Raw genomic sequence first — 26,271 nt, forward strand, 5'->3', positions numbered from 1 at the left:
CGGCAAGGGGGAGAACATCAAATGAAAATTGCTTTGATTGCTCACGATAAAAAAAAGCAGGATATGGTTCAGTTTACGACCGCATATAAAGATATATTGAGCCATCATGAGTTATACGCGACAGGTACGACTGGCCTGAAAATCCAGGAAGCGACCGGATTGTCTGTTGAACGTTTTCAATCCGGCCCGCTCGGCGGAGATCAGCAAATCGGCGCATTGATTGCAGCAAATGCCCTGGATCTCGTCATTTTTCTGCGCGATCCGTTAACTGCGCAGCCTCACGAACCGGATGTCTCGGCGCTGATCCGGTTGTGTGACGTATACGCGATCCCGCTCGCCACAAATATGGGAACAGCGGAAATCCTCGTCCGGACGCTGGATGGCGGGGCATTTGATTTCCGCAATCTTGTGCGCGGAGGAGAACCGAATGTCTGAACACGTTGATATTCTGGCGTTCGGCGCCCATAGTGATGATGTCGAGATCGGTATGGGCGGCACGATCGCAAAATTTACGGCTCAAGGAAAAACCGCGGTGATATGCGATTTGACCGAGGCCGAACTATCATCTAACGGAACGGTAGGGATAAGAAAAGAAGAAGCGGCAAAGGCGGCCCGAATTCTCGGCGTAAAAGAGAGAATCCAGCTTACGCTTCCCGACCGCGGGCTTTTGAAAAGTGAGGACGGCATCCGCCGGATTGTCAGTGTCATCAGAGCCTGCCGGCCGAAAACCGTTTTCATGCCTTATCCGAAAGACCGTCATCCTGACCACGGCAATGCGGCGGCTTTGGTCGAAGAAGCGGTGTTCTCGGCGGGAATTCATAAATACAGAGATCACCAGGAACTGCCGGCTCATAAGGCTCAGCGCGTATACTATTATATGATCAACGGGTTTCACCGTCCGGACTTTGTAATCGACATAACGGAAACCATCGATCTGAAAAAAGAAAGCCTGCACGCCTATCAAAGCCAGTTTATTCCTACGGCGCAGTCAGTGAACACACCGCTGACCAACGGTTATATCGAAATGGTGGAAGCGAGGGAAAGACTGTATGGCAAAGAAGCCGGGACGGGGTATGCCGAAGGTTTCTTTTCAAAACAGCTTCCCGTTTTGAATGATGATGTTTTTGGGGGCGGACAATGAGACCATTAAAAATAGGGATTACATGCTACCCGAGTGTCGGAGGCTCGGGTATTATTGCGACGGAACTCGGCAAGCTGCTTGCGGAAAAAGGGCACCAGGTTCATTTCATCACATCAAGCATCCCGTTCAGATTAAATACATATCATCCGAATATTCATTTTCATGAGGTGGAAGTCAACCAATACGCGGTATTTAAATATCCGCCTTATGACCTTACGCTGGCGAGCAAAATCGCCGAGGTTGCCGCGAGGGAAAATCTTGATATCATTCACGCGCATTATGCGCTGCCGCATGCGGTATGCGCTTATCTCGCCAAACAGATGCTCAAGCGCGACATTGGCATCGTGACGACGCTTCACGGTACGGACATCACCGTTTTAGGATATGATCCGTCATTAAAAGATTTAATCCGTTTTGCCATCGAAGCGTCCGACAGAGTGACGGCGGTATCAACCGCGCTTGCCGGAGAAACATATGACTTAATCAAGCCGGATAAAAAAATTGAGACCATCTACAACTTTATTGATGAACGTGTTTATCTTAAGAAAAATACAGAGAGTATAAAAGAGAAGCATGGCATTTTGCCGGATGAAAAGGTCGTCATCCATGTTTCGAACTTCAGAAAAGTAAAACGTGTTAAAGATGTCATCCGTGTTTTCCGTAATATCGCAGCCAAAACAAAGGCGAAGCTCCTGCTTGTCGGCGACGGGCCGGAAAAGTGCGTCGCTTGGCAGCTTGTCGAAAAATACGGACTGCAGGATCAAGTGCTGCTCCTCGGAAATCAGGACAGGGTGGAAGAGCTGTATTCCATCAGCGACCTTAAACTTCTTCTGTCTGAAAAAGAAAGTTTCGGACTCGTCCTCCTTGAAGCGATGGCCTGCGGCGTGCCGTGCATCGGAACAAATATCGGCGGAATCCCGGAAGTGATTAAAGATCAAGTAAGCGGTTTTCTGGTGGAAGTCGGCGATATTCAGGAGGCATCTGAAAAAGCGCTTGCCGTTTTAGAAGATAAACAGCTCAGCAAACGATTGACTGATCATGCGCTGAAAATGGTGGAGACCGCCTTTTCTTCGCAAAGAATCGTCAGTCAGTATGAACGGATTTATGACGAATTGGCAGGACCGGAGTGATCTTATGGAACAGGAATTTGTCAAAGCCCTCCCCATCCTTCATCATCTGATGAAGGCGGGCCATCAGGCGTACTTTGTCGGGGGAGCCGTCAGAGACAGCTATATGAAACGGAAAATAGGTGATGTGGACATCGCAACCAGCGCTTCGCCGAATGAGGTGGAGCGCCTCTTTAAGCGGACTGTCGATGTAGGAAAAGAGCACGGCACCGTAATCGTCTTGTGGGAAGATGAAACCTATGAAGTCACCACTTTTCGCGCCGAATCAGAATATAAGGACTACCGGCGCCCTGAAGCTGTGCGGTTCATTACTTCTTTATCAGAAGACTTAAAGCGGAGAGACTTAACGATTAATGCGATGGCGATGTCTGCCGAAGGAGAGCTGCTTGATTATTTCGGAGGCGCGCATGATATCGGTCAAAAGCTGATCCGTACGGTGGGTAATCCTGAAGACCGTTTTCGGGAAGACGCTCTGCGGATGATGAGAGCCGTCCGCTTTATGAGTCAGCTCGGCTTTCTGTTAGAAAAAGAAACAAGAGAGGCCGTCATAAAAGACAGGGAGCTTTTGGCACATGTATCAGTAGAACGAAAGACCGTCGAGTTTGAAAAGCTGCTGCAGGGCGATTCCTCACAAGAAGCGATTCAAACGATGGTGCAAATAGGTCTGATACAAGAGCTGCCCGGCCTTTCCGGTTATGAGCAGCAAATGCTTGAAGCAAGCGGCTTTCCGTTTTCTTCTTTAGATGCACGCGAAGAACGCTGGGCAGCGCTGTTATTGTTTCTCGGTCTTTGTCCGAAAAGCGCCGAGGCGTTTTTAAAACAATGGAAACTGCCGGGAAAAGTCATAAAAAAAGCGGTGCAGATCATAAGCGTTTATCCGGCGCAGCTGGAAGCGGAAGCGATGTACCGGGCGGGAGAGGCGCTGTTTTCAGCCGTTAAAATCGGGATGCTGAAAAAGCATAAGACGATTGATGAACAAAAGCTGAAAGAGGTTCAGAGCCTGTATGAGCAGCTGCCGATCAAAAGCCTTCGAGACCTCGACATTTCAGGCGCTGATCTGATGGAGCTCAGAAACCGCCGCGCGGGTAAATGGGTGGCCGAAGAACTTCGCCGGATTGAAGAAGCGGTATTGGCAGGGAAGCTCCCTAACCGAAAACATGACATAAAGGAGTGGCTCGCATCATGGGATCAACATTAAGAACCCGATTAATTGATTTATTTTCTGAGGCGGGTGACGGCTTTATCTCCGGGCAGAAAATAAGTGACGCGCTCGGCTGCTCGAGAACCGCAGTTTGGAAACATATAGAGGAGCTCCGCAAAGAGGGCTATGAGGTTGAGGCGGTCAGACGAAAAGGGTACAGGCTCATTAAAAAACCGGGGAAACTCAGTGAATCCGAAATCCGTTTCGGGCTGAAAACAGAGGTTTTGGGCAAACAGCTTCATTACCGGGACGTCCTGCCGTCCACCCAAAAAACCGCTCATGAACTTGCCAATGACGGTGCGCCGGAAGGGACGCTCGTAGTCGCCGATAAACAAACGGCAGGCAGAGGAAGAATGGCCAGAGTGTGGCATTCACAGGAGGGAAACGGGATTTGGATGAGCCTCATTCTGAGACCCGACGTTCCTTTGCAAAAAACGCCGCAGCTCACCCTGTTATCCGCCGTTGCGGTCGTTCAGGCCATCGAGGCTTTTACAGGTATACAGCCCGCCATTAAATGGCCGAATGATTTAATGATTCACGGCAAAAAAGCCGTCGGGATTTTAACTGAGCTGCAGGCGGAAGAAGACCGTGTCCGTTCGGTTATTCTCGGGATCGGCATCAACGTGAACCAGCAGGAAGCCGATTTTCCCGGCGAGCTTCAGGACATTGCGACGAGCCTGAGCATGGAAGCTGGCGAAAAAATTGACAGAGCGGGTCTGATACAAGAGATTTTGCTGACTTTTGAAAAACGCTATCAGGATTACTTGAACCACGGCTTTACACCGATCAAGCTGCTATGGGAAAGCTATGCGGTCGGACTGGGGAACGAGCTCAGAGCGAGAACGCTGCAAGGAACGTTTTACGGGAAATCGCTCGGCATTGATGATGAGGGAGTTCTTCTCCTGGAAACGAGAGACGGTATAAAGAAGATCTATTCTGCCGATATTGAGCTCAATTAATCTTAGTTGGTACAAGCCTCGTGAATTTGGTATACTTCCTATGGGCAGTATCATAATGAACTGCACCTGATCAGCAGAACAGAGATTACGAAAAGTCTGCCTTGATCCAAAAAAGGACTGGGACAGAGGGATGACATTCGCCGAACGTTAAACAAGTGGGAATCCTTCTTATTTTACAGAAGGCTTTTTTGCTTGCGAAGAATTGGCGGCTCATCTCCTCACCGTTTAGAGGAGGAGAAACAGAATGAAAACAAAACTGGATTTCATGAAAATGAAGGAAAACGGAGAGCCGATCGTGATGCTGACCGCTTACGATTATCCGCAGGCAAAGCTTGCGGAACAGGCGGGAGTCGACATGATTTTAGTCGGGGATTCGCTCGGAATGGTCGTGCTCGGACTCGATTCAACAGTCGGCGTAACGGTCAGTGACATGATTCACCATACAAAAGCGGTAAAACGCGGTGCGAAAAATACGTTTATCGTAACTGACATGCCGTTTATGTCTTACCACCTTTCAAAAGAAGATACATTGAAAAACGCCGCGGCCATTATTCAGGAAAGCGGCGCGGACGCGTTAAAGCTGGAAGGCGGAGACGGCGTTTTCGAATCCATCCGTGCGCTGACTCTCGGCGGAATTCCCGTCGTCAGCCATTTAGGCCTCACACCGCAGTCTGTCGGCGTATTAGGCGGATATAAAGTGCAGGGAAAAGATGAGCAAAGCGCGAAAAAGCTCATTGAAGACAGCATCAAATGCGAGCAGGCAGGAGCGATGATGCTCGTGCTTGAATGCGTGCCTGCTGAACTGACTGCTAAAATAAAAGAAGAAGTATCCATTCCCGTCATCGGAATCGGAGCCGGTTCAAAAGCGGACGGCCAAGTCCTTGTTTATCATGACGTCGTCGGCCACGGCGTGGACAGAACACCCAAGTTCGTGAAGCAATACGCCAAAATCGACGGCACGATTGAGTCGGCCCTCAGTGATTATGTCCGTGATGTGAAAGAACGGGTTTTCCCGGAAGAAAAGCATTCCTTTCAGATAAACCAAACTGTGCTGCAAGGCTTGTACGGAGGAAAGTAAGCGATGAAACAACTGACAGAAACTCAACAGCTGAAAGAATTAATTGCACAATACCGCTCAGAAGGCCGGACGATCGGATTCGTCCCGACAATGGGTTTTCTTCATGAAGGACATCTGACGCTGGTTGAAAAAGCAAGCAAAGAAAACGATATTGTCGTGATGAGCATCTTTGTCAATCCGACTCAATTCGGACCGGGCGAGGATTACGAAGCATATCCGCGGGATTTAAAGCGCGATGCCCGGCTTGCAGAACAGGCGGGGGCAGATGTTTTGTTTACGCCGTCTCCAAGTGACATGTATAAAGGCGAGCAAAATGTTGCCGTGCAAGTGAAAAGGAGAACTGACGTGTTGTGCGGCGCCTCCCGCGTCGGCCATTTTGACGGAGTGGCCACTGTGCTGACGAAGTTTTTCAATCTCGTTAAACCGACCCGCGCCTACTTCGGCCTGAAAGATGCCCAGCAGGCAGCGGTTGTGGACGGATTGATTGAGGATTTCTTTATGGATATCGAATTGGTTGCAGTGGACACGGTCAGAGAAGAAGACGGACTTGCCAAAAGCTCTCGCAACGTCTATCTGACTGAGCAGGAACGCAAAGAAGCGCCGATGATCTATAAAGCATTGCAGCAAGGTGCCGAACTGATCAAAGACGGTGAAAGAAATCCGGAAACCGTCATAAAAACCGTCACCGATATCATCGAAAACACAAGCGGCGTCATTGATTATGCCGAACTGTACGCTTATCCGGAGCTGACTCCGCTTAAAACATTAAACGGCAAGGTCATTCTGGCCTGCGCCGTCCAATTTTCTAAAGCCAGACTGATTGATAATATCATTATTGATATTGATGAATGGGAGAGATCATAATATGTACCGCACTATGATGGCCGGAAAACTGCACCGCGCTACCGTGACGGAAGCCAATTTAAACTATGTCGGCAGTATTACGATTGATGAAGATCTTTTAGATGCCGTCGGAATGCTCGCTAATGAAAAAGTTCAGATTGTGAATAATAACAACGGAGCGAGACTTGAAACGTATATTATTCCCGGTAAGCGGGGGAGCGGCGTCATCTGTTTAAACGGAGCTGCCGCCCGTCTCGTCCAAGAAGGAGATAAAGTCATTATTATTTCTTATCAAATGATGTCTGATCAGGAAGCAAAAAGCCATCAGCCGAAGGTGGCCGTACTGGATGATCAGAATAAAATCGAGCAGATGCTGGGCCAGGAGCCGGCACACACGATTTTGTAAAAGAGCCCCCTTCATGGGGGTTTTCTTTTAAGATTTAGGGGCAAAAGCTGTTTTTCCGCTCCATTTCTCAACAAAACGTGTTACACTTTTCTCGTATGCAAGAATTGAGGTGTCCATTTTAATGAACAAACAACGGTTCGTTGTCATAGATGTCGAAACAACAGGAAATTCGCCGAAAAAGGGCGATAAAATCATTCAAATCGCAGCGGTTGTCATTGAAAATGGACAAATAACTGAGCGGTTTTCAAAATATATCAATCCGAATCAGGTCATCCCGCCGTTTATTGAACAGCTGACGGGAATTTCGTCCGGAATGGTTGAAAATGAACTGCCGTTTGAAGCGGTCGCAGAGGAGATTTTTCATCTGCTTGACGGCGCGTATTTTGTTGCCCACAATATTCATTTCGACCTCGGATTTGTCCGGCATGAACTGAGCGAAGCGGGCTATGAGCTGCCGGATTGTGAAGTGCTTGATACGGTTGAGCTTTCGCGTATTGTTTTCCCGGGGTTTGAAGGATATAAGCTCGGTGAGTTGTGCGCGGAGCTGAATATTGTTCATGACCGCCCTCACCGCGCAGACAGCGATGCGGAGGTTACGGGACTGGTCTTTTTAGACATTTTACATAAACTGAAACATTTGCCTTTACCGACGTTAAAGCAGCTTAGAAGGCTTTCACAGCATTTTATCAGCGATTTGACGCTGCTTTTGGATTCTTTTATACATGAAAGCAGGCCGGCGGAAGAAAAGAGCTGCATTCCATACGCCTCTTTTTCAATCAAAGAGCCCGATCACATTCCGGTTTCCCGTCCGGTGAATGCGGCCATTGACCTTGAAAAGTGGAACGAAGAAAAAGAACAGATCTTATCCGATATCATCCCCCGCTATGAAAAGCGGAAAGGGCAGCTTTCGATGATGGATGAAGTGCTTGGCGCCTTCCGCAATCGGGAGCATGCGCTGATTGAAGCGGCGCCCGGCATCGGAAAAACGATCGGTTATCTCGTTCCGGCTGTTTTATTTGCCAAAGCGGAACAAACTCCCGTGATTATCAGCACGTACTCTACTCTTTTGCAGCAGCAGATCATGTCTAAAGATCTTCCGCTTTTGGAGCGTATGTTTCCTTGGCCGGTCAAAGCCGCTATTTTAAAAGGGAAATCACATTATCTGTGCCTGCCTAAGTTTGAACATATTCTGCATGAGGAAGATGACAACTATGATGCGGTTTTGACGAAAGCACAGCTTCTCGTCTGGCTGACGGAGACTGAAACGGGCGACGCCGCTGAGCTGAATCTTCCATCAGGCGGCAGATTGCTGTGGGAGCGCATGGCTTACGATGAGAATTCTTTTTTGAAAAAAGGGAAGGACTCGGCTGCCGGGTTTTATGAACGGGCTAAAGAAAAAGCGCAGGCCGCAGATCTGATTATCACAAACCATGCTTTGCTGTTTTCAGATCAAAGCAGTGAAACGAAAAAACTGCCTGCAAGCGGAACGGTCATCATTGATGAAGCGCATCATTTCGAACGCGCTGCCAGCGAGCACCTCGGGAAGAGAGCTTCATACATCGGACTGCACACAAAGCTCAGCCGAATCGGAACCTTAAAGGAACACGGACTGTTAAAGCGGATGAGGAAACTGTTTTATACGTATGAACTGCCGGCGGAAAGTTTTTTTGACGCCGATGAGTGGATGAAGCATATTCAATCGGAAAGCGACGCATTTTTCAGTTCAGTGCATTCTTTTGTCAAACGAAGAAAACCTAAAGACGATCTGAACCGTCTCGTCTATAGTCTCAATCATAAAAGCCAGGATAAAGGGTTTCACATGATAACGGACGGAGCGGAGCGGCTTTGTGCGATGCTGGATCAGCTGCTTGACATGTTTTCAGTACAGGAGAAACTGTTACATCAAAAGCTTGATCAGATGAAAAGCGGAGCGGCTTTTTTAGCGGCCGAATATGTAAAGTGTATCAGGGGGCTGAAAGAATATCGCGATACGTTCAGCAGGCTGCTGTTTGAAAATGATGAGAAAGAAGCCGTTTGGGTTGAAATTGACGCGAAAGGCGCAAAAAACGCCGTCAGCATCTATGCGCAGCCTTTGGAGCCCGGTGAAATGCTGGCAGACCAGTTTTTCGCCCGCAAAAAAAGCGTTGTGCTCACATCAGCGACCTTAATGGTGGAGCAGTCTTTTCAATTTATGATTGAAAGGCTCGGACTTGCGGATTTTTATCCGCGCACCAAAAGCATCCCGTCTCCTTTTTCTTACGATGATCAGATGAACGTCATCATTCCGAAAGAGATGAAATCCGTTAAATATGACGGGGAGCGGGAAGTCATTGAGCATATTGCCAAGTATGCGGAAATCATGTCAAAGGGAAAACAGCCGAAGATCCTTGTCCTGTTTACGTCTCATGATATGCTGAAAAAAGTGTATCAGGAACTGAAACTCAGTATGGAGATCTCAGGCATTCAGCTTCTCGCCCAAGGTATTTCGGGCGGGAGTCCCGGTAAATTAATGAAAACCTTTAAAACGGCAAGCCGGGCGATTTTGCTCGGGACGAATCATTTCTGGGAAGGCGTTGATTTTCCGGGGGATGAATTGTCAACTGTCATGATCGCAAGACTTCCTTTCAGGGCGCCTGACAATCCGCTTCACGCCGCAAAATGCGAATTTGCCAAGAAGCAGGGGAAAAATCCGTTTCAGACGATTTCCCTGCCTGAGGCTGTGTTAACGTTCAGACAGGGGATCGGGCGCCTGCTCCGTACGGCGGGAGACAAGGGAACAATCGTTCTTTTAGATCAGCGTGTAAAGACGGCGGGTTACGGACGGCTGTTTCTTGAAGCGCTCCCGACTTCATCTCTTTTGGAGCTGACGGATGCCGAACTCGGGGCTTATGTCAGCCAAACGGAATAAAAGCCGCATAAACGCGGCTTTCGTGGTGTGGGATGAGGAATTGTTTTTATAGTAAAAGCGGGTTCATGCCGCCTTGTGATTTTATTATGCCGCGGGCGCATCCCGTTATGACTAACAAAATTTGTTCGACCGATGGAGGGTATAAAAATGGAAAGCAAAATTGAAATTCTGTCAACGATTAATGTGGAGCATTCAGATGATTTATATAAAATCGTCGATACATTAAACCGGACTTTGAAACGGGACAATCTGATGTTCGGCCTTGCGCTCGACGAAGAAAATCAAAATGAAGCGGTCTTCACCATTTATCGTACATAGGTGAAAAAGATGAGAAAAAAAGCATTAATATTTACAGCCGTATTTGGTATTATTTTTTTAGCAGTTCTTTTATTTTCGGCCGGCATTTTTAAATCTGCAATGGCTCAAAAAGAAGAAGGCCACGAAACAGCTGCCGCAGCCGCTAAAGAAAAAACGGATCTGACAGATGCTGAGAAAGTGGAGACCTTTGTCGGCAAACAGAAATATTATGTTGTTACCGGAACGGATAAACATGGAAAAGATATGTATGTATGGGTTCCGGCCGACAAAAAAGCAAAAATCCTCTCAAAAAAAGCCAGTGACGGCATTTCAAGCGGCAAGGCTGCCAAGATCGTTCGGGACGAAGGGCTTGTTTCCAAGCTGAATGGCGTTCACCCGGCGAGAGAAAACAATGTTCCGTTATGGGAAGTGACCTATATCAACAAAAGCGGGCAGTATAGCTTTAGCTATGTGGACTTTACAAGCGGCAAGATTCTCAAAAACATCACACCGTGAGACGTATTAGGGGGAGTTCAAGTTGAAATTGGCAAAAAGAGTATCCGCATTAACACCGTCTGCAACACTTGCAATTACTGCAAAAGCGAAAGAGCTGAAAGCAGAAGGCCATGATGTCATCGGCCTCGGAGCAGGAGAACCGGATTTTAATACGCCTCAGCACATTATAGATGCCGCGGTGCGTTCCATGAATGAAGGCCACACAAAATATACGCCTTCAGGCGGTCTGCCGGCGCTGAAAGACAGTATCGCAAAAAAATTCAAAAACGATCAGGGGATTGAATATAAGCCGTCAGAAATCATTGTCTGCACCGGAGCGAAACACGCTCTGTATACATTATTTCAGGTCATTCTTGATGAAGGGGACGAAGTGATTATACCGACTCCTTACTGGGTCAGCTACCCTGAGCAGGTGAAACTGGCAGGGGGGCGTCCCGTCTATGCAGAAGGGCTGGAATCCAATCAGTTTAAAATTTCACCGGAGCAGCTGAAGCAGGCTATCACCGAGAAAACAAAAGCGCTCATTATCAATTCACCGAGCAACCCGACAGGTGTTATGTATACGAAAGAAGAGCTTGCGGAACTTGGAAAAGTGTGTCTGGAGCATGGCATTCTGATCGTTTCCGACGAGATTTATGAGAAGCTTACATACGGAGGAAAAAAACACGTCTCAATCGCACAGCTTTCAGATGAATTGAAAGAGCAGACGATCATCATTAACGGCGTTTCGAAATCTCACAGCATGACGGGCTGGAGGATCGGCTATGCGGCGGGTTCGGAGACGATTATTAAAGCGATGACGAGCCTTGCGAGCCACAGCACATCAAATCCGACGTCCATCGCTCAATACGGCGCTATTGCGGCCTATAACGGTCCGGCTGAGCCGCTGGAAGAGATGAGACAGGCATTTGAGCACAGACTGAACACCATTTACGCTCAGCTCAGTGAAATTCCCGGATTCACCTGTGTCAAGCCTGAAGGGGCGTTTTACTTGTTCCCTAACGCCAAAGCGGCCGCAGAAAACTGCGGATTCAAAGATGTCGATGAATACGTCAAGGCGCTTCTGGAAGAAGAAAAAGTCGCCATCGTGCCGGGCTCGGGCTTCGGCTCACCGGACAACGTCCGTTTATCTTACGCAACGTCACTTGATCTTTTAGAAGAAGCGGTCGAAAGAATCCGCCGCTTCACGGAAAAACACAGCTGATTCTGAAAAAGCGGCTTTTAAAGCCGCTTTTCACTTGCATTGACCCCGTTAGAGTAGAACGGGTATAATAAAGTGATGAAAAAAGAGATTCAGGCAGATTCCTGAATGTCTTTCTTGTTCTGGAGGGAAAGAGTTTGAAAACAACAATCAACCAAGTGTATAAACACACAGGCGAGGAAGTAACGATTGGAGCTTGGGTCGCTAATAAACGCTCAAGCGGTAAAATCGCATTTTTACAGCTGAGAGACGGTACCGGCTTCATTCAGGGAGTTGTCGTCAAAGCTGAAGTAGAAGAAGACATCTTCCAAATCGCGAAATCAGTGACGCAGGAAACGTCACTTTATGTAAAAGGAATTGTGAAAGAGGACGAGCGTTCACCGCTTGGCTATGAGCTTGCTGTTACATCCATTGAAGTCATTCACGAAGCGACTGATTATCCGATTACGCCTAAAGAGCACGGTACGGAATTCTTAATGGATCACAGACATTTATGGCTCCGTTCGAAACGCCAGCACGCAATTATGAAAATCCGCAACGAAATCATCCGTGCGACTTATGAATTTTTCAACAAAGAAGGCTTCGTGAAAGTTGATCCGCCGATTTTGACGGGAAGCGCTCCGGAAGGCACGACTGAGCTGTTCGCGACGAAATATTTTGATGAAGATGCCTTCCTGTCTCAAAGCGGCCAGCTGTATATGGAAGCAGCTGCAATGGCGCTCGGAAAAGTATTCTCTTTCGGACCGACGTTCAGAGCGGAAAAATCGAAAACGAAACGCCATCTCATCGAATTCTGGATGATTGAGCCTGAAATGGCATTTGTTGAATTTGAAGAAAACCTTGAAGTTCAGGAGAATTATGTTGCATACATCGTGCAAAGCGTGCTGGAACATTGTAAGATCGAGCTGAACACATTAGGAAGAGACACATCGAAGCTTGAACAAATCAAAGCGCCATTCCCGCGCATTACGTACGATAAAGCGATCGAATTCCTGAAAGAAAAAGGCTTTGACGATATTGAGTGGGGAGATGACTTCGGTGCGCCGCATGAAACAGCGATCGCAGAAAGCTATGACAAACCGGTGTTTATCACTCATTATCCGACGTCATTAAAACCGTTTTATATGCAGCCTGCCAAAGATCGTGACGATGTCGTGTTATGTGCCGACTTAATCGCTCCGGAAGGCTACGGGGAAATCATCGGCGGTTCAGAACGCGTTCATGATATGGATTTATTGGAAGAAAGATTAAAAGAACACGGTCTGGATTCAGATGCTTACAAATGGTATGCTGAACTCAGACAATACGGTTCTGTTCCGCACTCCGGCTTCGGCCTTGGACTTGAGCGGACAGTGGCTTGGATCAGCGGAGCGCCTCACGTGCGTGAAACGATTCCGTTCCCGAGACTTCTGAACCGTCTGTATCCGTAATAGTTATGAAAAACGAAGTCTCCTGCAAGGGAGACTTTTTCTAAGTAAAGGGGAAAGCTCCCGGAGATAACCTTTTACAGTAAGAGGTGTAAGGATGAAAAAACAGCAATTTATAGATATGCAGGAACTCGGCATTTCAAGCATTCCCAACCTGCTGCTGACACATTACCGGCAGCTTGGGCTGAATGAAACCGAATTGATCCTGCTTTTGAAGATTAAAATGCATTTGGAAAAAGGCTCTTATTTTCCGACGCCGTTTGAACTTCAATCAGGCATGTCCATCTCTGCTGAAGAATGTACAAGCTGCCTGAGAATGTTTATTCAAAAAGGTTTTCTGTTTATTGAAGAATGTGAAGACCATAACGGTATAAAGTTTGAAAAATATTCTCTGCAGCCGTTATGGGCGAAGCTGTATGATTACATGCAGCATTCACAAAACGAAACGCAGGAAAGAACGTCAGAAAGAGAACAAAAAAGCCTGTATACCATCTTTGAAGAAGAGTTCGGAAGACCGCTGTCGCCGCTTGAATGCGAGACGCTGGCCATATGGCAGGATCAGGATCAGCATGATGCGATTCTGATTAAACACGCCTTAAAAGAAGCCGTTTTATCGGGGAAACTCAGTTTTCGCTATATTGACCGGATTTTATTTGAATGGAAAAAGAACGGCTTCAAAACGGTTGAGCAGGCGAAGGCGCACAGCCAAAAATTCCGGCGTGTTCAAACGAAACAAAATGATCCGCAAAAAGAGTATACGAGGCAGGTGCCTTTTTACAATTGGCTGGAACAATAACATGAGAAGGGGAGAAACGTGTTAAATTTAAAGCAGATTGAATATTGTCTTGAAAAAATCGGCGATATGTTTCCGCACGCAGAATGTGAACTTGTCCATTCAAATCCTTTCGAATTGGTTGTGGCAGTCGCATTATCCGCGCAATGTACGGATGCTCTCGTCAACAGAGTGACAAAAACGCTATTTCAAAAATATAAACGGCCCGAAGATTATCTTGCCGTATCGCTGGAAGAACTCCAGCAGGATATTAAATCAATCGGCCTGTACCGTAATAAAGCCAAAAATATTCAAAAGCTGAGCAAAATGATCATCGAAGAGTACGGCGGAGAAGTGCCGAAAGACCGGGATGAGCTTGTGAATCTGCCGGGTGTCGGACGGAAAACGGCAAATGTGGTCGTGTCTGTTGCTTTCGGCGTACCTGCGATTGCAGTAGACACTCATGTGGAGCGGGTCTCTAAACGGCTCGGTATCTGCCGCTGGAAGGACTCTGTTTTGGAAGTAGAGAAAACATTAATGAAAAAAGTGCCGAAAGAGGATTGGTCTGTTACGCACCACAGATTAATATTTTTCGGCAGGTATCATTGTAAAGCGCAATCTCCCCGCTGTGCGGAATGTCCTTTGCTTCCGCTATGCAGAGAAGGGCAGAAGCGTGACAAAAAAGGGCTGGTGAAACGGTGACGGCGATTGACATTCTGGCAGGCTATGAAACATACCTGCGCAGCCTTACGGACTTGGAAAGCCACGAGATCAAAACGGCGCTGCGCCGCCATCCGCTGTATATGGATTTCAGCGGTCAGCCAACAGTGCAGCCATGGAGGGAAAGGGGCGAATATGTCCCGTTTCTGTTTCAGATTTGGAACGAAACGAAAGAAACGCTGCTTCCCGTTTTTCAAACAAGAAAATCGAGATGTGATCAAAATGACATGCTGAAGGGAATTGCCTGTCTGATTGCCGCTTTTCACTGGACGGCAGGGGAGCGGGTTACATCACTCGACTGGACTGTGCTTGAAACAAAACATTTTCCCGCCGAACCGATCAATTGGGCGGAGCGAATGGCGTTTATTTTAACGAAACCGACTCAATTTCACTCGTTTATTCAGCTTGATGAATTGATGACGGAGATGAAGAAGCAATATCATAAACATGAAGCCATGAACAAATGTTAAAAACCTCCTTTTCTCATAAGGAGGTTTTTTTGTATGAAAAAAATCCTTCACCTGTTTGAGGTGAAGGATTTCGTCCGCTAATGAGCGGAATTTGACTGGATGGTTGACGAATTGGACTGCCCGTTGATATTTGAAGATGAGTCTTGGTTTTTGTCCGTTTGACCGCTGTCAGGTTTATTTGTGCCGTCTGAACCGGAATCGGAATCATTATCAGAGCCGTTATCTTGCTGTCCGTTGTTATCCGTCCCGTTACCGGGCTGATTCTGATTGTTGTCATCCGTTTGATCCTTATCGGATTGATCCTGATTTTTATCTGAGTCATCAGTGGGTGTTTGATCCGATCCGTCAGACGTATCTGTCTGATTGTCATCTGTGTTTGAATCATCGGTTTGCGTCTTGTCTTTATCTTTATCTTCATCAGACTTCTGTTCATCGTCAGTCGCTTTATCTTTATCTGCATCGTCTTCTTCATCTTTCGGGACTTTGAAAGATGCTGATGCCGTATCGCTTTTTCCGTCATCGTTTTCCGCTGTCACCTGGAAGCTGTATGTGGAGCCTGGCGTGACATCTGAGACGACGGCTTCTTTTGCCGAACTGTTTTGAATGTCACTATAGCTTCCGCCGTCAACGGATTGTTTGACATTGAATGTTGCATCACCGTCATAATCCCAGCTTAAGGTTAATGATTTTTTATCTTTGTCGTATTTCACTTGCAATCCTGTCGGTTTATCGGCTTTTTCTTTCGTGTACGTTTTAGAAACGGCAGTTGGCTGCGTTCCTTTCACGAAGTACTCCGTCACTTTTTTATCATCCGGTGTATTCGGTCCGGCTAAAGCGGCAGGATTCGAGCCTTTCTCAACCGTTTCTTTGACGACGCTGTCAGGCTGCTTGAAGCTTCCTTTACCGTCATCAACGTATGAGATCAGCTTTTGGAAAATCCGTTTTGCGACTTGCTGGTCAGCAGAAGACAGTGATTTCTTACCTGCTTTGTTGCCAGACTCAACTCCGGTCCAAACCGCTGCTGTATATTGAGGGGTGTATCCGACAAACCATGAGTCTGGGACTCCGCCTTGTGCGATATTATATTTTTGAATGTCCTCTTTAGTAAAGTTAGTGGTACCCGTTTTACCGGCGACTTCCACGTTCGGTACTTGAGCTAGTCTGCCTGTTCCTGACTGCACGACTGTTTTGAGCATATCGGTAATCATGAATGCCGTGTAATCGCTCATAGCACTTTTCGGTTTCGGTGTTAAATCAAGCTTAGTGCCGTCATTAAATTCAATCGATGTGACCGCATGCGGTTCATTGTACGTTCCGTTATTTCCGAAAGCGCTGTAGGCGCCCGCCATTGTCATAGTAGATACACCGCGGTTATCCTGACCAAATCCTCCGATCGAATAAGATTCGGTTACACTCTCTTTGTTTAATCCTAGTCCTAAGTCATTTGCGAAGTCGACGGCATTATCTTTACCGGCTGCTTGATATGCTTTCAGAGCCGGAATATTACGCGAGTCTGAGAGGGCCTCTCGCATTGATATCATATTTCTGTATTTATTGTCGTAGTCGTGAATCGGTGTGCCGTCAGAGTACGTATAAGCCGAATCATCAATCTGCTCATACGTCGACCATTTTTTATTTTCAATGACCGGGCCGTAATCCAGAATCGGTTTTATCGTTGAACCGGGCTGGGTTTTACCTTGTGTTGCATAATTGAATCCCCCGGTAGTTCTGTTCCGTCCTGCTCCGATGGCGCGGATTTCTCCGTTTGTCGTATCAAGGAGCGTGACGCCGCCCTGCATGCCTTCGGTAAATCCGGCTGTGTCGCCGTTCATCAATTGATCAAGATAATCTTGTGCTTTCGTATCAAGAGTCGTATAAATTTTCAGTCCGTCAGTTGAAATATCGACGTCTTTCTTTTCTTTTGTCTCAATTTCTTTCATAACTTCTTCAACAAAAGCGCTGTATTTATTTGTGTCCTTTTTATCGTATTCCTTTTGGCTGACGACGCCTTCATCTTTCATGGACACTTTCTTCGCTTTTTGGTATTCAGAATTTGAAATGAATCCTTGCTTTTCCATTAAGCTGAGAACAATGTTTCGGCGTTTTTCGGAAGCCTTCGGATTTTTAACCGGGTTATATCCGGTCGGGCTTTGCGGCATTCCGGCAAGCGTCGCCGCCTGTTCAACCGTAAGCTTGCTCAAATCTTTTACGCCGAAGAATTCTTCAGCCGCTTTACCGACGCCATAGGCGCGCGGTGAGAAATAAATTCTGTTTAAATACATTTCTAAGATTTCATCTTTAGAATAATGGCGCTCCAGCTGCAGTGAAAGCCACACTTCCTGTGCTTTCCGTTTAATCGTTTTCTGATGGGTCAAAAGCGAGTTTTTCACAACCTGCTGGGTGATTGTGCTTCCTCCCTCTGAACCGAATCCATCCGTAAAGTTGGCGACCAAGGCGCCTCCGATCCGGATCGGGTCTATACCGTGGTGCTTATAAAAACGGGCGTCTTCAGTTGCGATAAATGCTTCTTTCACAACATCGGGTATATCCTTAATCGGGACGTAGGTTCGTTTTTCGCCGCCCACTTCCGCGATTTCTTTGCCGTTTTTATCGTAAATCGTTGAAGAGTAAGGCGTTTTCAGCTTTGCTTCGTCCAAAGAGGGCGCGCCGGAAACCAAAACGGCAAATGCCGCCGCTCCGCCGACTATGCCAAGGACAAACAGAATAACCAAGGACAGCACAATCTTTTTGAATAAACCGCCTTTACGCTGTTTCTTGCCTTTTTTCGGTGAAGAGGGCTTAGTGCTTTTCGTCTGCCTTGCCTTACGGCGTTCTTCACGGCTCATAAATTGATCTGACATAACATCTCAACCTTTCGTTTATCAACCTTTCGCTCAGTCTACTGTTCCTGCGAAAAATAAAGCTGTTCAATAATACTAATATAATCAATTCTCGGTGAGTATCCAAGGGAAATCGGAAAGGAAGCATCTTCTAATTCGTCTTTGCGAATCGATTTTCTGCCGTTCTTCTCCTTTCTGTCCCAAAAGACAAACAGCTTGTCGGCTTCGAGGAAATAAACCTTTCCGAAAGCGGATATAATAACAAAACAAATGCCGTCTTGCCTGACCACCTGCTTCATATGCTCAATCTGATGATCATGAAAATTCTGCAGGGGAAATGCCGTTTTGTTTTTTGTTTCTTTTGCCTCAAAATCAATGTAGCGTCCTTTATAAATGCCGTTGTAGTCAGTTGTTGAAGACTGTTTAAAATAAGCTTCCTTAATGACTGCGGCGCTTCTTTTCGGATAGTGGACGTTTACAATCTGGACGGGTGTCGGCTTTTTGTGAATGACAGCAATTTGGTTAGCCAGATAATACTTATTCGTTTCATTCAGGTCGTCTTCGAGGGTCATGCCGCGATTACTGTATGAATGGGTCCGTTTCTGGCTGTTTTGGGATGAAACCGTTTTGTTCGGCTGAAAAGTTTTTCCATTCGGGTACCGAATCACTTTTTCCATCCTCCTTATCAAACTAATAGTGACGGAAGTGAATGAACGTGCATAAACGACAGACCGTAACCGCCATTCTTCGCCTGATCGAAAAAGAGACAAAAATAAAAAATGCCGATAATATTTCCCGGACGAATGCCTATAAAGCATATTATGACCGCCATCCTGAGATCAAGTGGCCGCTTTTGGCATCCTTTGTGTCCCGCAATGCGGGCTGGTCGATGACTGATTTAAGAGGCGTCCTTTATCAGGAGGGTCTTGACAGCAGTCAGAAAAACTGGTTTTTCCTTTCGTATGAAAGGGCGAATTGGCTGATTTTTTCTGATGCCTATCCTCAGCTTCTGGTCTACCAGTGGTCAAAACAAATCGGCGAACCTCTTTTCCGTCATCTTCCTCATTTCCGCGTCTCGGCTTTTATGCAGGAAGAATGGTTTCGCTTTTGGCGTGACGGAGATACGGAACGGCTCATGTATGCTCTTATTATAAATGAACAAAACACTATCCAAGCACCTATTATACAAAATCCTTCGTTTAAAAAGAATGTTTTTGGCACGATTCCTTTTTATTTAAGTGATTGGTTTCACTTTAATACGGTGATATTCCCTTCATTTGACGGACATTTATACGGAATTTCCGTCAAACGGTTTTCGAAAATCGAAGAAAGAATTACGCTCGGAAAACAGCTGGCCCGCCTTCTGTTCAGTCCTGATCTGCACGCTTCTTTTTACCGTTTTCTTGATACCGTTCCTCATACCGGTTCGCGCTTTGATATGGAGAAAATGATCGGCATCAAAAAAAGAACATCACCGATGCTGAGGACAACCTATCCCATTGTTGCCCACCCATTAGACGGCGAAAGGGCGGATTGGTTTCAAAAAAGGTTAAGAAAAGGGGCTTTCTTACAGGAGAAAATGCCGAAACAGCTTGAACTGACGGACTGGTACTTCCAAAAAAGACGGGAGCTCCATGCGCTCTTCGCGGTGAAAGAGTGGCTGAAGAAATGAAAAAGCCCGAAACCGTTCGCTGGGGTTTCGGGCTGCTGATGTGTTACGTGGAAGGGCGGTTTGGGCCGCCTAATTTTTTATCAAGCGTATCAGTCGTTTTTGCTTCGGTTTTTTGCTGTTTACCTGCATTTTTCGGTCTCGTTTTCATACGGCACCTCCTCAACTGTATCGTTTGCATTAACGTGCCGGTTCATACAAAGTTTGCGGCACTTTTTTGTCGAAAGGCACGCCTTTTAGGATAATCTCTGTTTGTTTGCCGAACTGCTTCTAGTTTTGTCATGTGCAGAGGAGAGCGGTATGAAAACGAGAATTATATTCTAAAGAGACGCAAGTGATAAAAGGGAGGAACATGAATGTCTGTTTACACGAGCAAGGCTGATATTCTCCGTCTGCTTTCTGATATTGAAATCCGGATTTCTGCTGCTGAAAAAACGCTTACCCAGGCAGTCAGATCCTGTCAGGCGGAAGCTGAAGAAATCAGACAGGAGAAACTTTCCCGCCTTGAGGAAGAGGCGCGGGAGCTTCATGTTTGTATTGATGACCTGTTTTTGGCTGACCGGCGTAAAAAGGATTTGCCGAGAGCCTGCCGGATCAGCTGATTTTATGCAAAAACTTTGGTACCATATGTACTGAGGTGAGTCCGTTTGCAGACACAGTCGTTATTGGAGCTGACAGAACAAATGATAAAGGCGGTTCTTGAAGCCGAAAAAAGGTATCAGGATGGAAAAGAGTCAGGCCGTTCATATGATTTTTTTGAGACTATTAAACCCGATGTTGAAAAAAGAGACCGGCTTTGCGCGCTTTGGACTAAAGCAGCGCTTGCGTTTATTCAGGAAAACCGTCCGAAATACGTTCATCACGCACAGATTCAGGCCGTTACAGAAAATTTCGGAGAGCTGATGCTCCAATCATATGTTCATCATATTCATAAAAAAAGATACAGAGATTTAACTGAATCTGTTTTATATACGCTTCGTATATTAAGGGATGAAATTGAAAAAGAAGGCAGCTGAAAACGGCTGCCTTCTTTTATATAAAGGGGTCGGGTATGTTATTCATACGCCGGGTTTTCTGCTCCACTTGCTTCGAGAACCTTCATACTGTTTCGAAATTCGGTTGCGGTGAGATGGCCTTGAATATAGAGGAATTTTGCAAAGTCCATCAGTTTATCTGCACAATCTGTTTCATATTTTTTCACTTCAGCAAAACGCTTTCTTAAGTATGATACGTTCATAATGGTGCATCCCCTCTCATGTATGTTGAGATTATGGTAACATAACGATTCGACTTTTTTCTGTTTTTAAAAAATTAAGACTTTCGACAGCATTTGACAAAGATCAGAATCTCCGAAAGCACATAACCAAGGCGGAATTCATACATATATAGCAGAAACTTAGTGAGAGACAAGGGGGAATGTCATATGCAATGGAGAGCGCAGCCCTATCAAAATATGTACCAGCAGCCGGCGGGATATTTCTACCCGCAGCAGATACAGCCGCTGCAGCAGCCGAGTCCGCAGCAGATACAGCCATTACAACAGCCGAGTCCGCAGCAGATACAGCCATTGCAGCCGCCGCCATATCATCAGCAAGGGCAGTACCCGCAGCAATTTTATCCGAATCAGGAATACGGTCATGTGCAGCAGCCGTTTGCTCCCCCTCCTCCTCAGGCAGCCATGCCCGGGGGGCAGCCGGGGTTTGTGAATCCTTACCCCGTTCCCAGACCGAATCAGCAGCAGTCTTCCCAATTCTCAGGCATACTCTCCCAGTTTAAAAAAACGAACGGACAGTTTGACTTTAATAAAATGATAGATACAACGGGGCAGATGGTAAGCGCCGTAAATCAGGTCGGATCGCTGGTGAAAGGCCTCACCAATATCTTCAAATAAAAAGCATGAATGATATCCATCATTCATGCTTATTTTTTAGGGAAAAAGAGGGTAAGCGTCTGTTCATTCCAGGATGTTTCCATATCTTCTTCACTCACCTTATACGGGAGGACAACGGTTCTTGTCATGCTTGAAGACACGTGGGATGAATGAGCCTGTTTATGATCGTAGCGGATTGTAACGTGAAGGTAGCACCCTTTCGTTTCCACCAGCATATCCCCGTCACGGAATGTCTCGGGAACGCTGATATCAACCGCGAGGCCCGTCGGCTCTTCTCTGACGTCAATCGTCACTTGCGCTTCAGTAAAAGCCGAATTGACAAGGTGTTGAAAACCCTGCATCAATTCTGCGAAGGGACCTGAGTGAAAAAATTGGTCCATCGCATGGCTGATGATGTCCTCATTTCTTTGCGGATCAAGTTTATCGTTTTGTGATTGATCCATATGACCACCGCCTTTTTACAAACAGACTATGCGATGTTATGCCGTATGGTTAAGAATTGAAGGAAAAAAGAAAGTATGGTTAAATAGTGGAGAATAAACTGGTAACGGATTCACATTTAGGAAGGGGAGCACAACACATTGCTGAAAAAATTATTTGGATTGGGAGACAGCCGGAAAAAGCCGGCCGAAGAAGTGATTTTTTCTCCGGCTGACGGAGCGGTGATGGATTTGGCTTCAGTGCCGGATCCTGTATTTTCACAAAAAATGATGGGGGATGGGATCGCCGTCGAGCCTGCAAACGGAGACATTGTTTCACCGGTTGAGGGAGAAGTGATTCAGCTGTTCCATACAAAACATGCTGTCGGCATCCGCACCCTTTCCGGAGCGGAACTTTTGATACATGTCGGCTTGGATACCGTCAATATGAACGGTGAAGGCTTTGAAGCGCATGTAAAAGAAGGCGACAAAGTGAAAACAGGCGATCTGCTTTTAACGTGCCGGCTGGATTTAATAAAAGAAAAAGCAAGCAGCACCGTCATCCCTATGGTGATTATGAATGGCGATGCCGCAGAACCTTTGCAATTTGCAGGCGCAAATGAAGCGAAAAAAGGACAAACAGAGCTTTTTACGATAAAAATGAAGTAGGCAGGGGCTGATTCCCTGCTTTTTTTCTTGTGCAGGATTTTCATCTAGCCAGGCAAACAAATATTCGGTAAACTGTACCTCATAAAGAGGTGTGAACGATGAAGAAAAAATCACTGAGCGAACTGATACAGGAATTAAAAAATCATGAAAATATTGTGCATTGGCATGAAGAGGAACCGCGGGAGGCGAAAACCATGCCGATGCCGGAGCAAGTAGATCCGAACATTCGGGCGGCTCTCGAAAAGAGGGGGATCGAGCGGCTCTTTACACATCAATACTCCGCTTTTCAGACGGTTCAAAACGGAGAAAGCATTGTGGCTGTCACACCGACGGCCTCCGGAAAAACACTGTGCTATAATCTTCCGGTTCTTCAGTCTATCGCGGAAGATGCCTCAAGCCGCGCGCTTTATTTATTTCCGACAAAGGCGCTCGCACAGGATCAAAAAAGCGAGCTGAACGAAATCATAGACGAGACGGGCATGGACATTAAAAGCTTCACCTATGACGGAGATACGTCTCCGGCCATCAGGCAGAAAGTCAGAAAAGCCGGGCATATTGTGATCACAAATCCCGATATGCTTCATTCAGCCATTCTTCCCCACCATACAAAATGGGTGAGTCTGTTTGAAAACCTGAAATATATCGTCATTGATGAATTACATACGTATCGCGGCGTATTCGGCAGCCATGTGGCGAACGTCATCCGCCGTTTAATGAGAATCTGCGCTTTTTACGGAAGCAAGCCGTCATTTATCTGCACATCCGCCACAATCGCCAATCCGATGGAATTGGCGGAGCAGCTGACGGGAAAATCAGTGCGCCTGATTGACGACAACGGCGCCCCGGCCGGAAGAAAGCATTTTGCTTTTTACAACCCTCCGATTATAAATAAACCGTTGCATATTCGAAAAAGCGCCACCGTGGAAGTGAACGAACTTGCCAAAACTTTTTTGAAAAATAAGATCCAGACGATTGTTTTTGCAAGAAGCCGTGTGCGGGTTGAAATTATTTTAAGCCACATTCAGGAGATCGTAAAAAAGGAAATCGGCGCGAAGTCTGTCAGAGGTTATCGCGGCGGATATCTTCCGAAAGAAAGAAGAGATATAGAGCGGGGGTTAAGAGACGGCAGCATTCTCGGGGTTGTCAGCACAAACGCGCTGGAGCTTGGCGTTGATATCGGCCAGCTTCAGGTCTGCGTGATGACGGGGTACCCGGGCAGTGTCGCGAGCGCATGGCAGCAGGCGGGCCGGGCCGGACGGCGGCAGGGAGAGGCGCTTATCGTGATGGTGGCGAACTCTGATCCGATTGACCAATATATTGTGCGCCATCCTGATTATTTCTTTAAACGCTCGCCTGAATCTGCAAGGATTAATCCTGATAATCTCATTATATTGGTCGATCACCTGAAATGCGCTGCGTATGAGCTGCCTTTCAGAGCCGATGAAACATTCGGAGAAAATGATGCAAGAGACATTCTCGAGTATTTAGAAGAAGAAGGGGTGCTTCACGAAAACCGCGAACGCTATCACTGGGCGAGCGAATCTTTTCCCGCCTCCAACATCAGTCTCCGTTCGGCGTCACAGGAAAACGTGGTCATCGTTGACCGGTCAGAGACGGCTGATGTAAAAATCATCGGAGAAATGGACCGTTTCAGCGCGATGACGCTTCTTCATGATGAAGCGATTTATCTTCATGAAGGGGTGCAGTACCAGGTTGAAAAGCTTGATTGGGACCATAAAAAAGCGTACGTACGAAAGGTCGATGTCGAATATTATACAGATGCCAATTTAGCGGTGCAGCTGAAAGTGCTGGACATTGACAGAACGGACAGCAGAAAGAAAACGGCCTTACATTTCGGCGATGTAACCGTGAACGCACTTCCGACAATATTTAAAAAAATTAAAATGACGACATTTGAAAATATAGGATCAGGGCCGATTCATCTTCCAGAAGAAGAACTGCATACCAGTGCTGCCTGGCTTGAATTGAAAGAGACGGATTCGGAGATCGGCGAAAAAACGCTTGAACAGCTGCTTTTAGGCATTGCCCACGTCCTGCAGCATATCGTGCCTGTATACGTCATGTGCGACCGAAATGACGTGCATGTCGTGCCGCAAATCAAAGCCGCACATACCGGACTTCCGACAATCTTTCTGTATGATCATTATCCGGGCGGAATCGGACTTGCTGATGAAGTATATAAGCGATTTGATGAAATCAATGAAGGGGCTGAGCGCCTGATCAGACAATGTCCATGTCAAGACGGATGTCCTTCCTGCATCGGCTCCGAAATAGAAGGAATAGATGCAAAGAAAGCGATACTCCGGCTCTTGAATTACGTGTAAAAGAAAAGGGGGACGAAAGATGTCCTTGAAAAATAAATTAAAGCGGATGAAAAACCACCTGAATGTGCCGGAAGCTGAAAAAAAGCCGGCAGCTTCACAACTTTCGGTCCCGGATATTCAAGTCCCATTTAGAGAAGAATGGGAGGCATTCGGAGTGAAGCCTTTCTTTTTTGAGGATGAATTCTGTCTTATCCGCGAAACCGTCTATCCGCTTTCGCACCGTCACGGACGGTACAGCTTCAGTGAACTTGATGACGTCATGGCATTATGGAATAAAGGCGGTTTGACACATACTTTATCAGCAGAAGGATACGAAAAAAGCCAGCTGTTCTTCTTTGATACTGAAACGACCGGCCTCGGCGGCGGGGCCGGCAATATGATCTTTTTGCTCGGTCATGCAAGAGTGTATGAAGACCGTGTCGCGGTTAAACAGCATCTGCTTCCTAAACCGGGAAACGAGACGGCTCTTTACAAAAGCTTTTTAAGTGAGGTTGACATTACGTCTCTTGTTACGTATAACGGAAAAGCCTTTGACTGGCCTCAGGTAAAAACTAGGCATACATTGCTGCGGGACAGGCTTCCGAAACTTCCTGACTTCGGACACTTTGATCTTCTGCACGGAGCGAGACGGCTTTGGAAACATAAATTAGAGCGTGTATCGCTTTCTGCGGTTGAAAATGAAGAGCTTGCTTTTAAAAGGGACGAAGACACCCCTGGTTATTTGGCGCCGATGCTGTATTTTCAATTTTTAAAGGCGGAGGACCCGGCTCTTTTAAAGGGAGTGCTCTCGCATAATGAACAAGATGTGCTTTCCCTCATCGCTCTTTACATCCATATGTCAAAAAAGATTTTTGCATCTTCTGATCAGACGTCAGAACGTCAGGAAGCATACGCCATGGCGAAATGGTTTATCGCTCATAAAGAAACCGATCGGGCTGTTTCACAGCTGGAAGCGCTGCAAGGCAAAGCCTTTGAAGATTCAGATCGGGCCCTTTTTGACTTAGCACTGCTTTATAAAAAACAAAACCGCAGGCAAGACGCCGTGCCCCTTTGGGAGAAACTGACGGGCTCTGATCTTCACATATGCAGACACCAATCAGCGGTAGAGCTGGCGATCTATTTTGAGCATCACGCAAAAGATTACAAAAAAGCTCTGCAGGCCGCGCAGCAGGCGGCAGAAGACGGGGAAATATCGGAAAAAGAAGCCGAGAAGCTCCATGTGAGAATTGCCCGGCTCAAGAGGAAATATTCCTCTTGAAATATTGCCCGGGAAAGCGCAAAAGCCGAGCTGTTTCGCCAAAAATATTTTTTTCTGAATCCGCATCGATTTTGTTGTAGAATGGTGCCGCATCTTGTAAAATAGCGTTAGTTA

General features: G+C 46.6%; 28 protein-coding genes. 23 read left to right on the top strand and 5 right to left on the bottom strand.

Going from position 1 to position 26,271, the window contains the following annotated elements:
* The first annotated feature begins 21 nt into the window (after positions 1–21).
* From mgsA to K3G25_RS07235, 16 genes are all read left to right on the top strand, one after another.
* Positions 22–435 carry a methylglyoxal synthase gene (mgsA, locus tag K3G25_RS07160; protein ID WP_003153499.1) on the top strand — a complete coding sequence of 138 codons (414 nt, stop codon included), beginning with the start codon at positions 22–24 and terminating at the stop codon, positions 433–435.
* Entirely contained in the window at positions 428–1,141 is a 714-nt protein-coding gene (gene bshB1, locus K3G25_RS07165) for a bacillithiol biosynthesis deacetylase BshB1 (protein ID WP_014418244.1), read from the top strand. Before mgsA ends, bshB1 begins: the two co-directional genes overlap by 8 nt.
* Entirely contained in the window at positions 1,138–2,271 is a 1,134-nt protein-coding gene (gene bshA / locus K3G25_RS07170; RefSeq protein WP_029973651.1) for an N-acetyl-alpha-D-glucosaminyl L-malate synthase BshA, read from the top strand. Before bshB1 ends, bshA begins: the two co-directional genes overlap by 4 nt.
* Positions 2,272–2,275: 4 nt before the next feature.
* Positions 2,276–3,466 carry a CCA tRNA nucleotidyltransferase gene (locus tag K3G25_RS07175; protein ID WP_095272862.1) on the top strand — a complete coding sequence of 397 codons (1,191 nt, stop codon included), beginning with the start codon at positions 2,276–2,278 and terminating at the stop codon, positions 3,464–3,466.
* On the top strand, positions 3,451–4,428 hold the full coding sequence (locus K3G25_RS07180) for a bifunctional biotin--[acetyl-CoA-carboxylase] synthetase/biotin operon repressor (protein ID WP_014418241.1): 978 nt from the start codon (positions 3,451–3,453) through the stop codon (positions 4,426–4,428). The genes K3G25_RS07175 and K3G25_RS07180 overlap by 16 nt, the downstream gene beginning before the upstream one ends.
* 244 nt (positions 4,429–4,672) lie before the next feature.
* Positions 4,673–5,506, top strand: coding sequence for a 3-methyl-2-oxobutanoate hydroxymethyltransferase (gene panB, locus K3G25_RS07185; protein WP_007409480.1), 834 nt, complete (start codon positions 4,673–4,675; stop codon positions 5,504–5,506).
* Between the two features lie 3 nt (positions 5,507–5,509).
* Positions 5,510–6,370 carry a pantoate--beta-alanine ligase gene (gene panC, locus K3G25_RS07190; RefSeq protein WP_029973653.1) on the top strand — a complete coding sequence of 287 codons (861 nt, stop codon included), beginning with the start codon at positions 5,510–5,512 and terminating at the stop codon, positions 6,368–6,370.
* Position 6,371: 1 nt separating this feature from the next.
* The gene (gene panD, locus K3G25_RS07195; RefSeq protein ID WP_003153510.1) at positions 6,372–6,755 is read left to right on the top strand and encodes an aspartate 1-decarboxylase; all 384 of its coding nucleotides are present in this window, start codon (positions 6,372–6,374) and stop codon (positions 6,753–6,755) included.
* Positions 6,756–6,876: 121 nt separating this feature from the next.
* Positions 6,877–9,663: an ATP-dependent DNA helicase DinG gene (gene dinG / locus K3G25_RS07200; RefSeq protein ID WP_053284889.1), complete on the top strand. Its 2,787-nt coding sequence runs from the start codon at positions 6,877–6,879 to the stop codon at positions 9,661–9,663.
* Positions 9,664–9,810: 147 nt separating this feature from the next.
* On the top strand, positions 9,811–9,981 hold the full coding sequence (locus tag K3G25_RS07205; RefSeq protein WP_003153512.1) for a YpmA family protein: 171 nt from the start codon (positions 9,811–9,813) through the stop codon (positions 9,979–9,981).
* A 9-nt stretch (positions 9,982–9,990) separates the two neighbouring features.
* A complete protein-coding gene (gene tseB, locus K3G25_RS07210; protein ID WP_022553042.1) occupies positions 9,991–10,476 on the top strand; it encodes a cell wall elongation/penicillin-binding protein regulator TseB in 486 nt (161 codons plus the stop codon).
* A 22-nt stretch (positions 10,477–10,498) separates the two neighbouring features.
* Positions 10,499–11,680 (top strand): pyridoxal phosphate-dependent aminotransferase, encoded by a 1,182-nt coding sequence (locus K3G25_RS07215; RefSeq protein ID WP_007612190.1) that lies wholly within the window; start codon positions 10,499–10,501, stop codon positions 11,678–11,680.
* A gap of 134 nt (positions 11,681–11,814) precedes the next feature.
* The gene (gene asnS, locus K3G25_RS07220; protein ID WP_003153515.1) at positions 11,815–13,107 is read left to right on the top strand and encodes an asparagine--tRNA ligase; all 1,293 of its coding nucleotides are present in this window, start codon (positions 11,815–11,817) and stop codon (positions 13,105–13,107) included.
* 94 nt (positions 13,108–13,201) lie between these two features.
* A complete protein-coding gene (dnaD, locus tag K3G25_RS07225) occupies positions 13,202–13,900 on the top strand; it encodes a DNA replication protein DnaD (protein WP_003153516.1) in 699 nt (232 codons plus the stop codon).
* An 18-nt stretch (positions 13,901–13,918) separates the two neighbouring features.
* Entirely contained in the window at positions 13,919–14,578 is a 660-nt protein-coding gene (nth, locus tag K3G25_RS07230; protein WP_007612187.1) for an endonuclease III, read from the top strand.
* Positions 14,575–15,066 (top strand): YpoC family protein, encoded by a 492-nt coding sequence (locus K3G25_RS07235; protein WP_022553044.1) that lies wholly within the window; start codon positions 14,575–14,577, stop codon positions 15,064–15,066. Before nth ends, K3G25_RS07235 begins: the two co-directional genes overlap by 4 nt.
* Positions 15,067–15,143: 77 nt before the next feature.
* On the opposite strand, the gene K3G25_RS07240 is transcribed toward K3G25_RS07235, so the two are convergent.
* Entirely contained in the window at positions 15,144–17,927 is a 2,784-nt protein-coding gene (locus tag K3G25_RS07240; protein ID WP_022553045.1) for a PBP1A family penicillin-binding protein, read from the bottom strand.
* A 38-nt stretch (positions 17,928–17,965) separates the two neighbouring features.
* Complete coding sequence (recU, locus tag K3G25_RS07245) at positions 17,966–18,574, bottom strand: Holliday junction resolvase RecU (RefSeq protein ID WP_014418235.1); 609 nt, start codon at positions 18,572–18,574, stop codon at positions 17,966–17,968.
* A 41-nt stretch (positions 18,575–18,615) separates the two neighbouring features.
* Between recU and K3G25_RS07250 the strand changes: the two genes are divergently transcribed.
* On the top strand, positions 18,616–19,578 hold the full coding sequence (locus tag K3G25_RS07250) for a DUF2515 domain-containing protein (RefSeq protein ID WP_022553046.1): 963 nt from the start codon (positions 18,616–18,618) through the stop codon (positions 19,576–19,578).
* Positions 19,579–19,621: 43 nt separating this feature from the next.
* Here the strand turns inward: K3G25_RS07250 and sspM are convergent, their stop codons facing one another.
* Positions 19,622–19,726 carry an acid-soluble spore protein SspM gene (gene sspM, locus K3G25_RS07255; protein ID WP_003153525.1) on the bottom strand — a complete coding sequence of 35 codons (105 nt, stop codon included), beginning with the start codon at positions 19,724–19,726 and terminating at the stop codon, positions 19,622–19,624.
* A 205-nt stretch (positions 19,727–19,931) separates the two neighbouring features.
* On the opposite strand from sspM, the gene K3G25_RS07260 reads away from it, so the two are divergent.
* Both K3G25_RS07260 and K3G25_RS07265 read left to right on the top strand, forming a co-directional pair.
* On the top strand, positions 19,932–20,177 hold the full coding sequence (locus K3G25_RS07260; RefSeq protein ID WP_014418233.1) for a DUF5446 family protein: 246 nt from the start codon (positions 19,932–19,934) through the stop codon (positions 20,175–20,177).
* 45 nt (positions 20,178–20,222) lie between these two features.
* Positions 20,223–20,591, top strand: coding sequence for a YppE family protein (locus K3G25_RS07265; RefSeq protein ID WP_017418019.1), 369 nt, complete (start codon positions 20,223–20,225; stop codon positions 20,589–20,591).
* 38 nt (positions 20,592–20,629) lie between these two features.
* Here K3G25_RS07265 and K3G25_RS07270 read toward each other — a convergent pair whose 3' ends face one another.
* On the bottom strand, positions 20,630–20,812 hold the full coding sequence (locus K3G25_RS07270) for a YppF family protein (RefSeq protein WP_003153532.1): 183 nt from the start codon (positions 20,810–20,812) through the stop codon (positions 20,630–20,632).
* A gap of 186 nt (positions 20,813–20,998) precedes the next feature.
* Here K3G25_RS07270 and K3G25_RS07275 point away from each other — a divergent pair, with 186 nt between their 5' ends.
* Complete coding sequence (locus K3G25_RS07275; RefSeq protein ID WP_017418018.1) at positions 20,999–21,466, top strand: YppG family protein; 468 nt, start codon at positions 20,999–21,001, stop codon at positions 21,464–21,466.
* 29 nt (positions 21,467–21,495) lie between these two features.
* On the opposite strand, the gene K3G25_RS07280 is transcribed toward K3G25_RS07275, so the two are convergent.
* On the bottom strand, positions 21,496–21,909 hold the full coding sequence (locus K3G25_RS07280; protein WP_017418017.1) for an Hsp20/alpha crystallin family protein: 414 nt from the start codon (positions 21,907–21,909) through the stop codon (positions 21,496–21,498).
* Between the two features lie 138 nt (positions 21,910–22,047).
* On the opposite strand from K3G25_RS07280, the gene K3G25_RS07285 reads away from it, so the two are divergent.
* From K3G25_RS07285 to K3G25_RS07295, 3 genes are all read left to right on the top strand, one after another.
* A complete protein-coding gene (locus K3G25_RS07285) occupies positions 22,048–22,554 on the top strand; it encodes a PTS sugar transporter subunit IIA (protein WP_012117833.1) in 507 nt (168 codons plus the stop codon).
* A gap of 98 nt (positions 22,555–22,652) precedes the next feature.
* The gene (locus K3G25_RS07290; RefSeq protein ID WP_014418230.1) at positions 22,653–24,899 is read left to right on the top strand and encodes a DEAD/DEAH box helicase; all 2,247 of its coding nucleotides are present in this window, start codon (positions 22,653–22,655) and stop codon (positions 24,897–24,899) included.
* A gap of 19 nt (positions 24,900–24,918) precedes the next feature.
* The gene (locus K3G25_RS07295; RefSeq protein WP_232489639.1) at positions 24,919–26,157 is read left to right on the top strand and encodes a ribonuclease H-like domain-containing protein; all 1,239 of its coding nucleotides are present in this window, start codon (positions 24,919–24,921) and stop codon (positions 26,155–26,157) included.
* Positions 26,158–26,271 lie beyond the last annotated feature (114 nt).

Origin of the sequence: Bacillus sp. FCW2 (assembly GCF_021228595.1) — a bacterium.
Classification (GTDB): domain Bacteria; phylum Bacillota; class Bacilli; order Bacillales; family Bacillaceae; genus Bacillus; species Bacillus velezensis.

Coding starts and splice junctions, on each gene's coding strand:
- K3G25_RS07290 (WP_014418230.1), top strand. CDS start 22,653: ATGAAGAAAAAATCACTGAGCGAACTGATACAGGAATTAAAAAATCAT.
- sspM (WP_003153525.1), bottom strand. CDS start 19,726: ATGAAAACGAGACCGAAAAATGCAGGTAAACAGCAAAAAACCGAAGCA.
- tseB (WP_022553042.1), top strand. CDS start 9,991: ATGAGAAAAAAAGCATTAATATTTACAGCCGTATTTGGTATTATTTTT.
- K3G25_RS07280 (WP_017418017.1), bottom strand. CDS start 21,909: ATGGATCAATCACAAAACGATAAACTTGATCCGCAAAGAAATGAGGAC.
- K3G25_RS07260 (WP_014418233.1), top strand. CDS start 19,932: ATGTCTGTTTACACGAGCAAGGCTGATATTCTCCGTCTGCTTTCTGAT.
- K3G25_RS07205 (WP_003153512.1), top strand. CDS start 9,811: ATGGAAAGCAAAATTGAAATTCTGTCAACGATTAATGTGGAGCATTCA.
- K3G25_RS07275 (WP_017418018.1), top strand. CDS start 20,999: ATGCAATGGAGAGCGCAGCCCTATCAAAATATGTACCAGCAGCCGGCG.
- panC (WP_029973653.1), top strand. CDS start 5,510: ATGAAACAACTGACAGAAACTCAACAGCTGAAAGAATTAATTGCACAA.
- dinG (WP_053284889.1), top strand. CDS start 6,877: ATGAACAAACAACGGTTCGTTGTCATAGATGTCGAAACAACAGGAAAT.
- panD (WP_003153510.1), top strand. CDS start 6,372: ATGTACCGCACTATGATGGCCGGAAAACTGCACCGCGCTACCGTGACG.
- bshB1 (WP_014418244.1), top strand. CDS start 428: ATGTCTGAACACGTTGATATTCTGGCGTTCGGCGCCCATAGTGATGAT.
- K3G25_RS07240 (WP_022553045.1), bottom strand. CDS start 17,927: ATGTCAGATCAATTTATGAGCCGTGAAGAACGCCGTAAGGCAAGGCAG.
- K3G25_RS07180 (WP_014418241.1), top strand. CDS start 3,451: ATGGGATCAACATTAAGAACCCGATTAATTGATTTATTTTCTGAGGCG.
- bshA (WP_029973651.1), top strand. CDS start 1,138: ATGAGACCATTAAAAATAGGGATTACATGCTACCCGAGTGTCGGAGGC.
- K3G25_RS07270 (WP_003153532.1), bottom strand. CDS start 20,812: ATGAACGTATCATACTTAAGAAAGCGTTTTGCTGAAGTGAAAAAATAT.
- panB (WP_007409480.1), top strand. CDS start 4,673: ATGAAAACAAAACTGGATTTCATGAAAATGAAGGAAAACGGAGAGCCG.
- K3G25_RS07295 (WP_232489639.1), top strand. CDS start 24,919: ATGTCCTTGAAAAATAAATTAAAGCGGATGAAAAACCACCTGAATGTG.
- dnaD (WP_003153516.1), top strand. CDS start 13,202: ATGAAAAAACAGCAATTTATAGATATGCAGGAACTCGGCATTTCAAGC.
- K3G25_RS07250 (WP_022553046.1), top strand. CDS start 18,616: ATGAACGTGCATAAACGACAGACCGTAACCGCCATTCTTCGCCTGATC.
- mgsA (WP_003153499.1), top strand. CDS start 22: ATGAAAATTGCTTTGATTGCTCACGATAAAAAAAAGCAGGATATGGTT.
- K3G25_RS07175 (WP_095272862.1), top strand. CDS start 2,276: ATGGAACAGGAATTTGTCAAAGCCCTCCCCATCCTTCATCATCTGATG.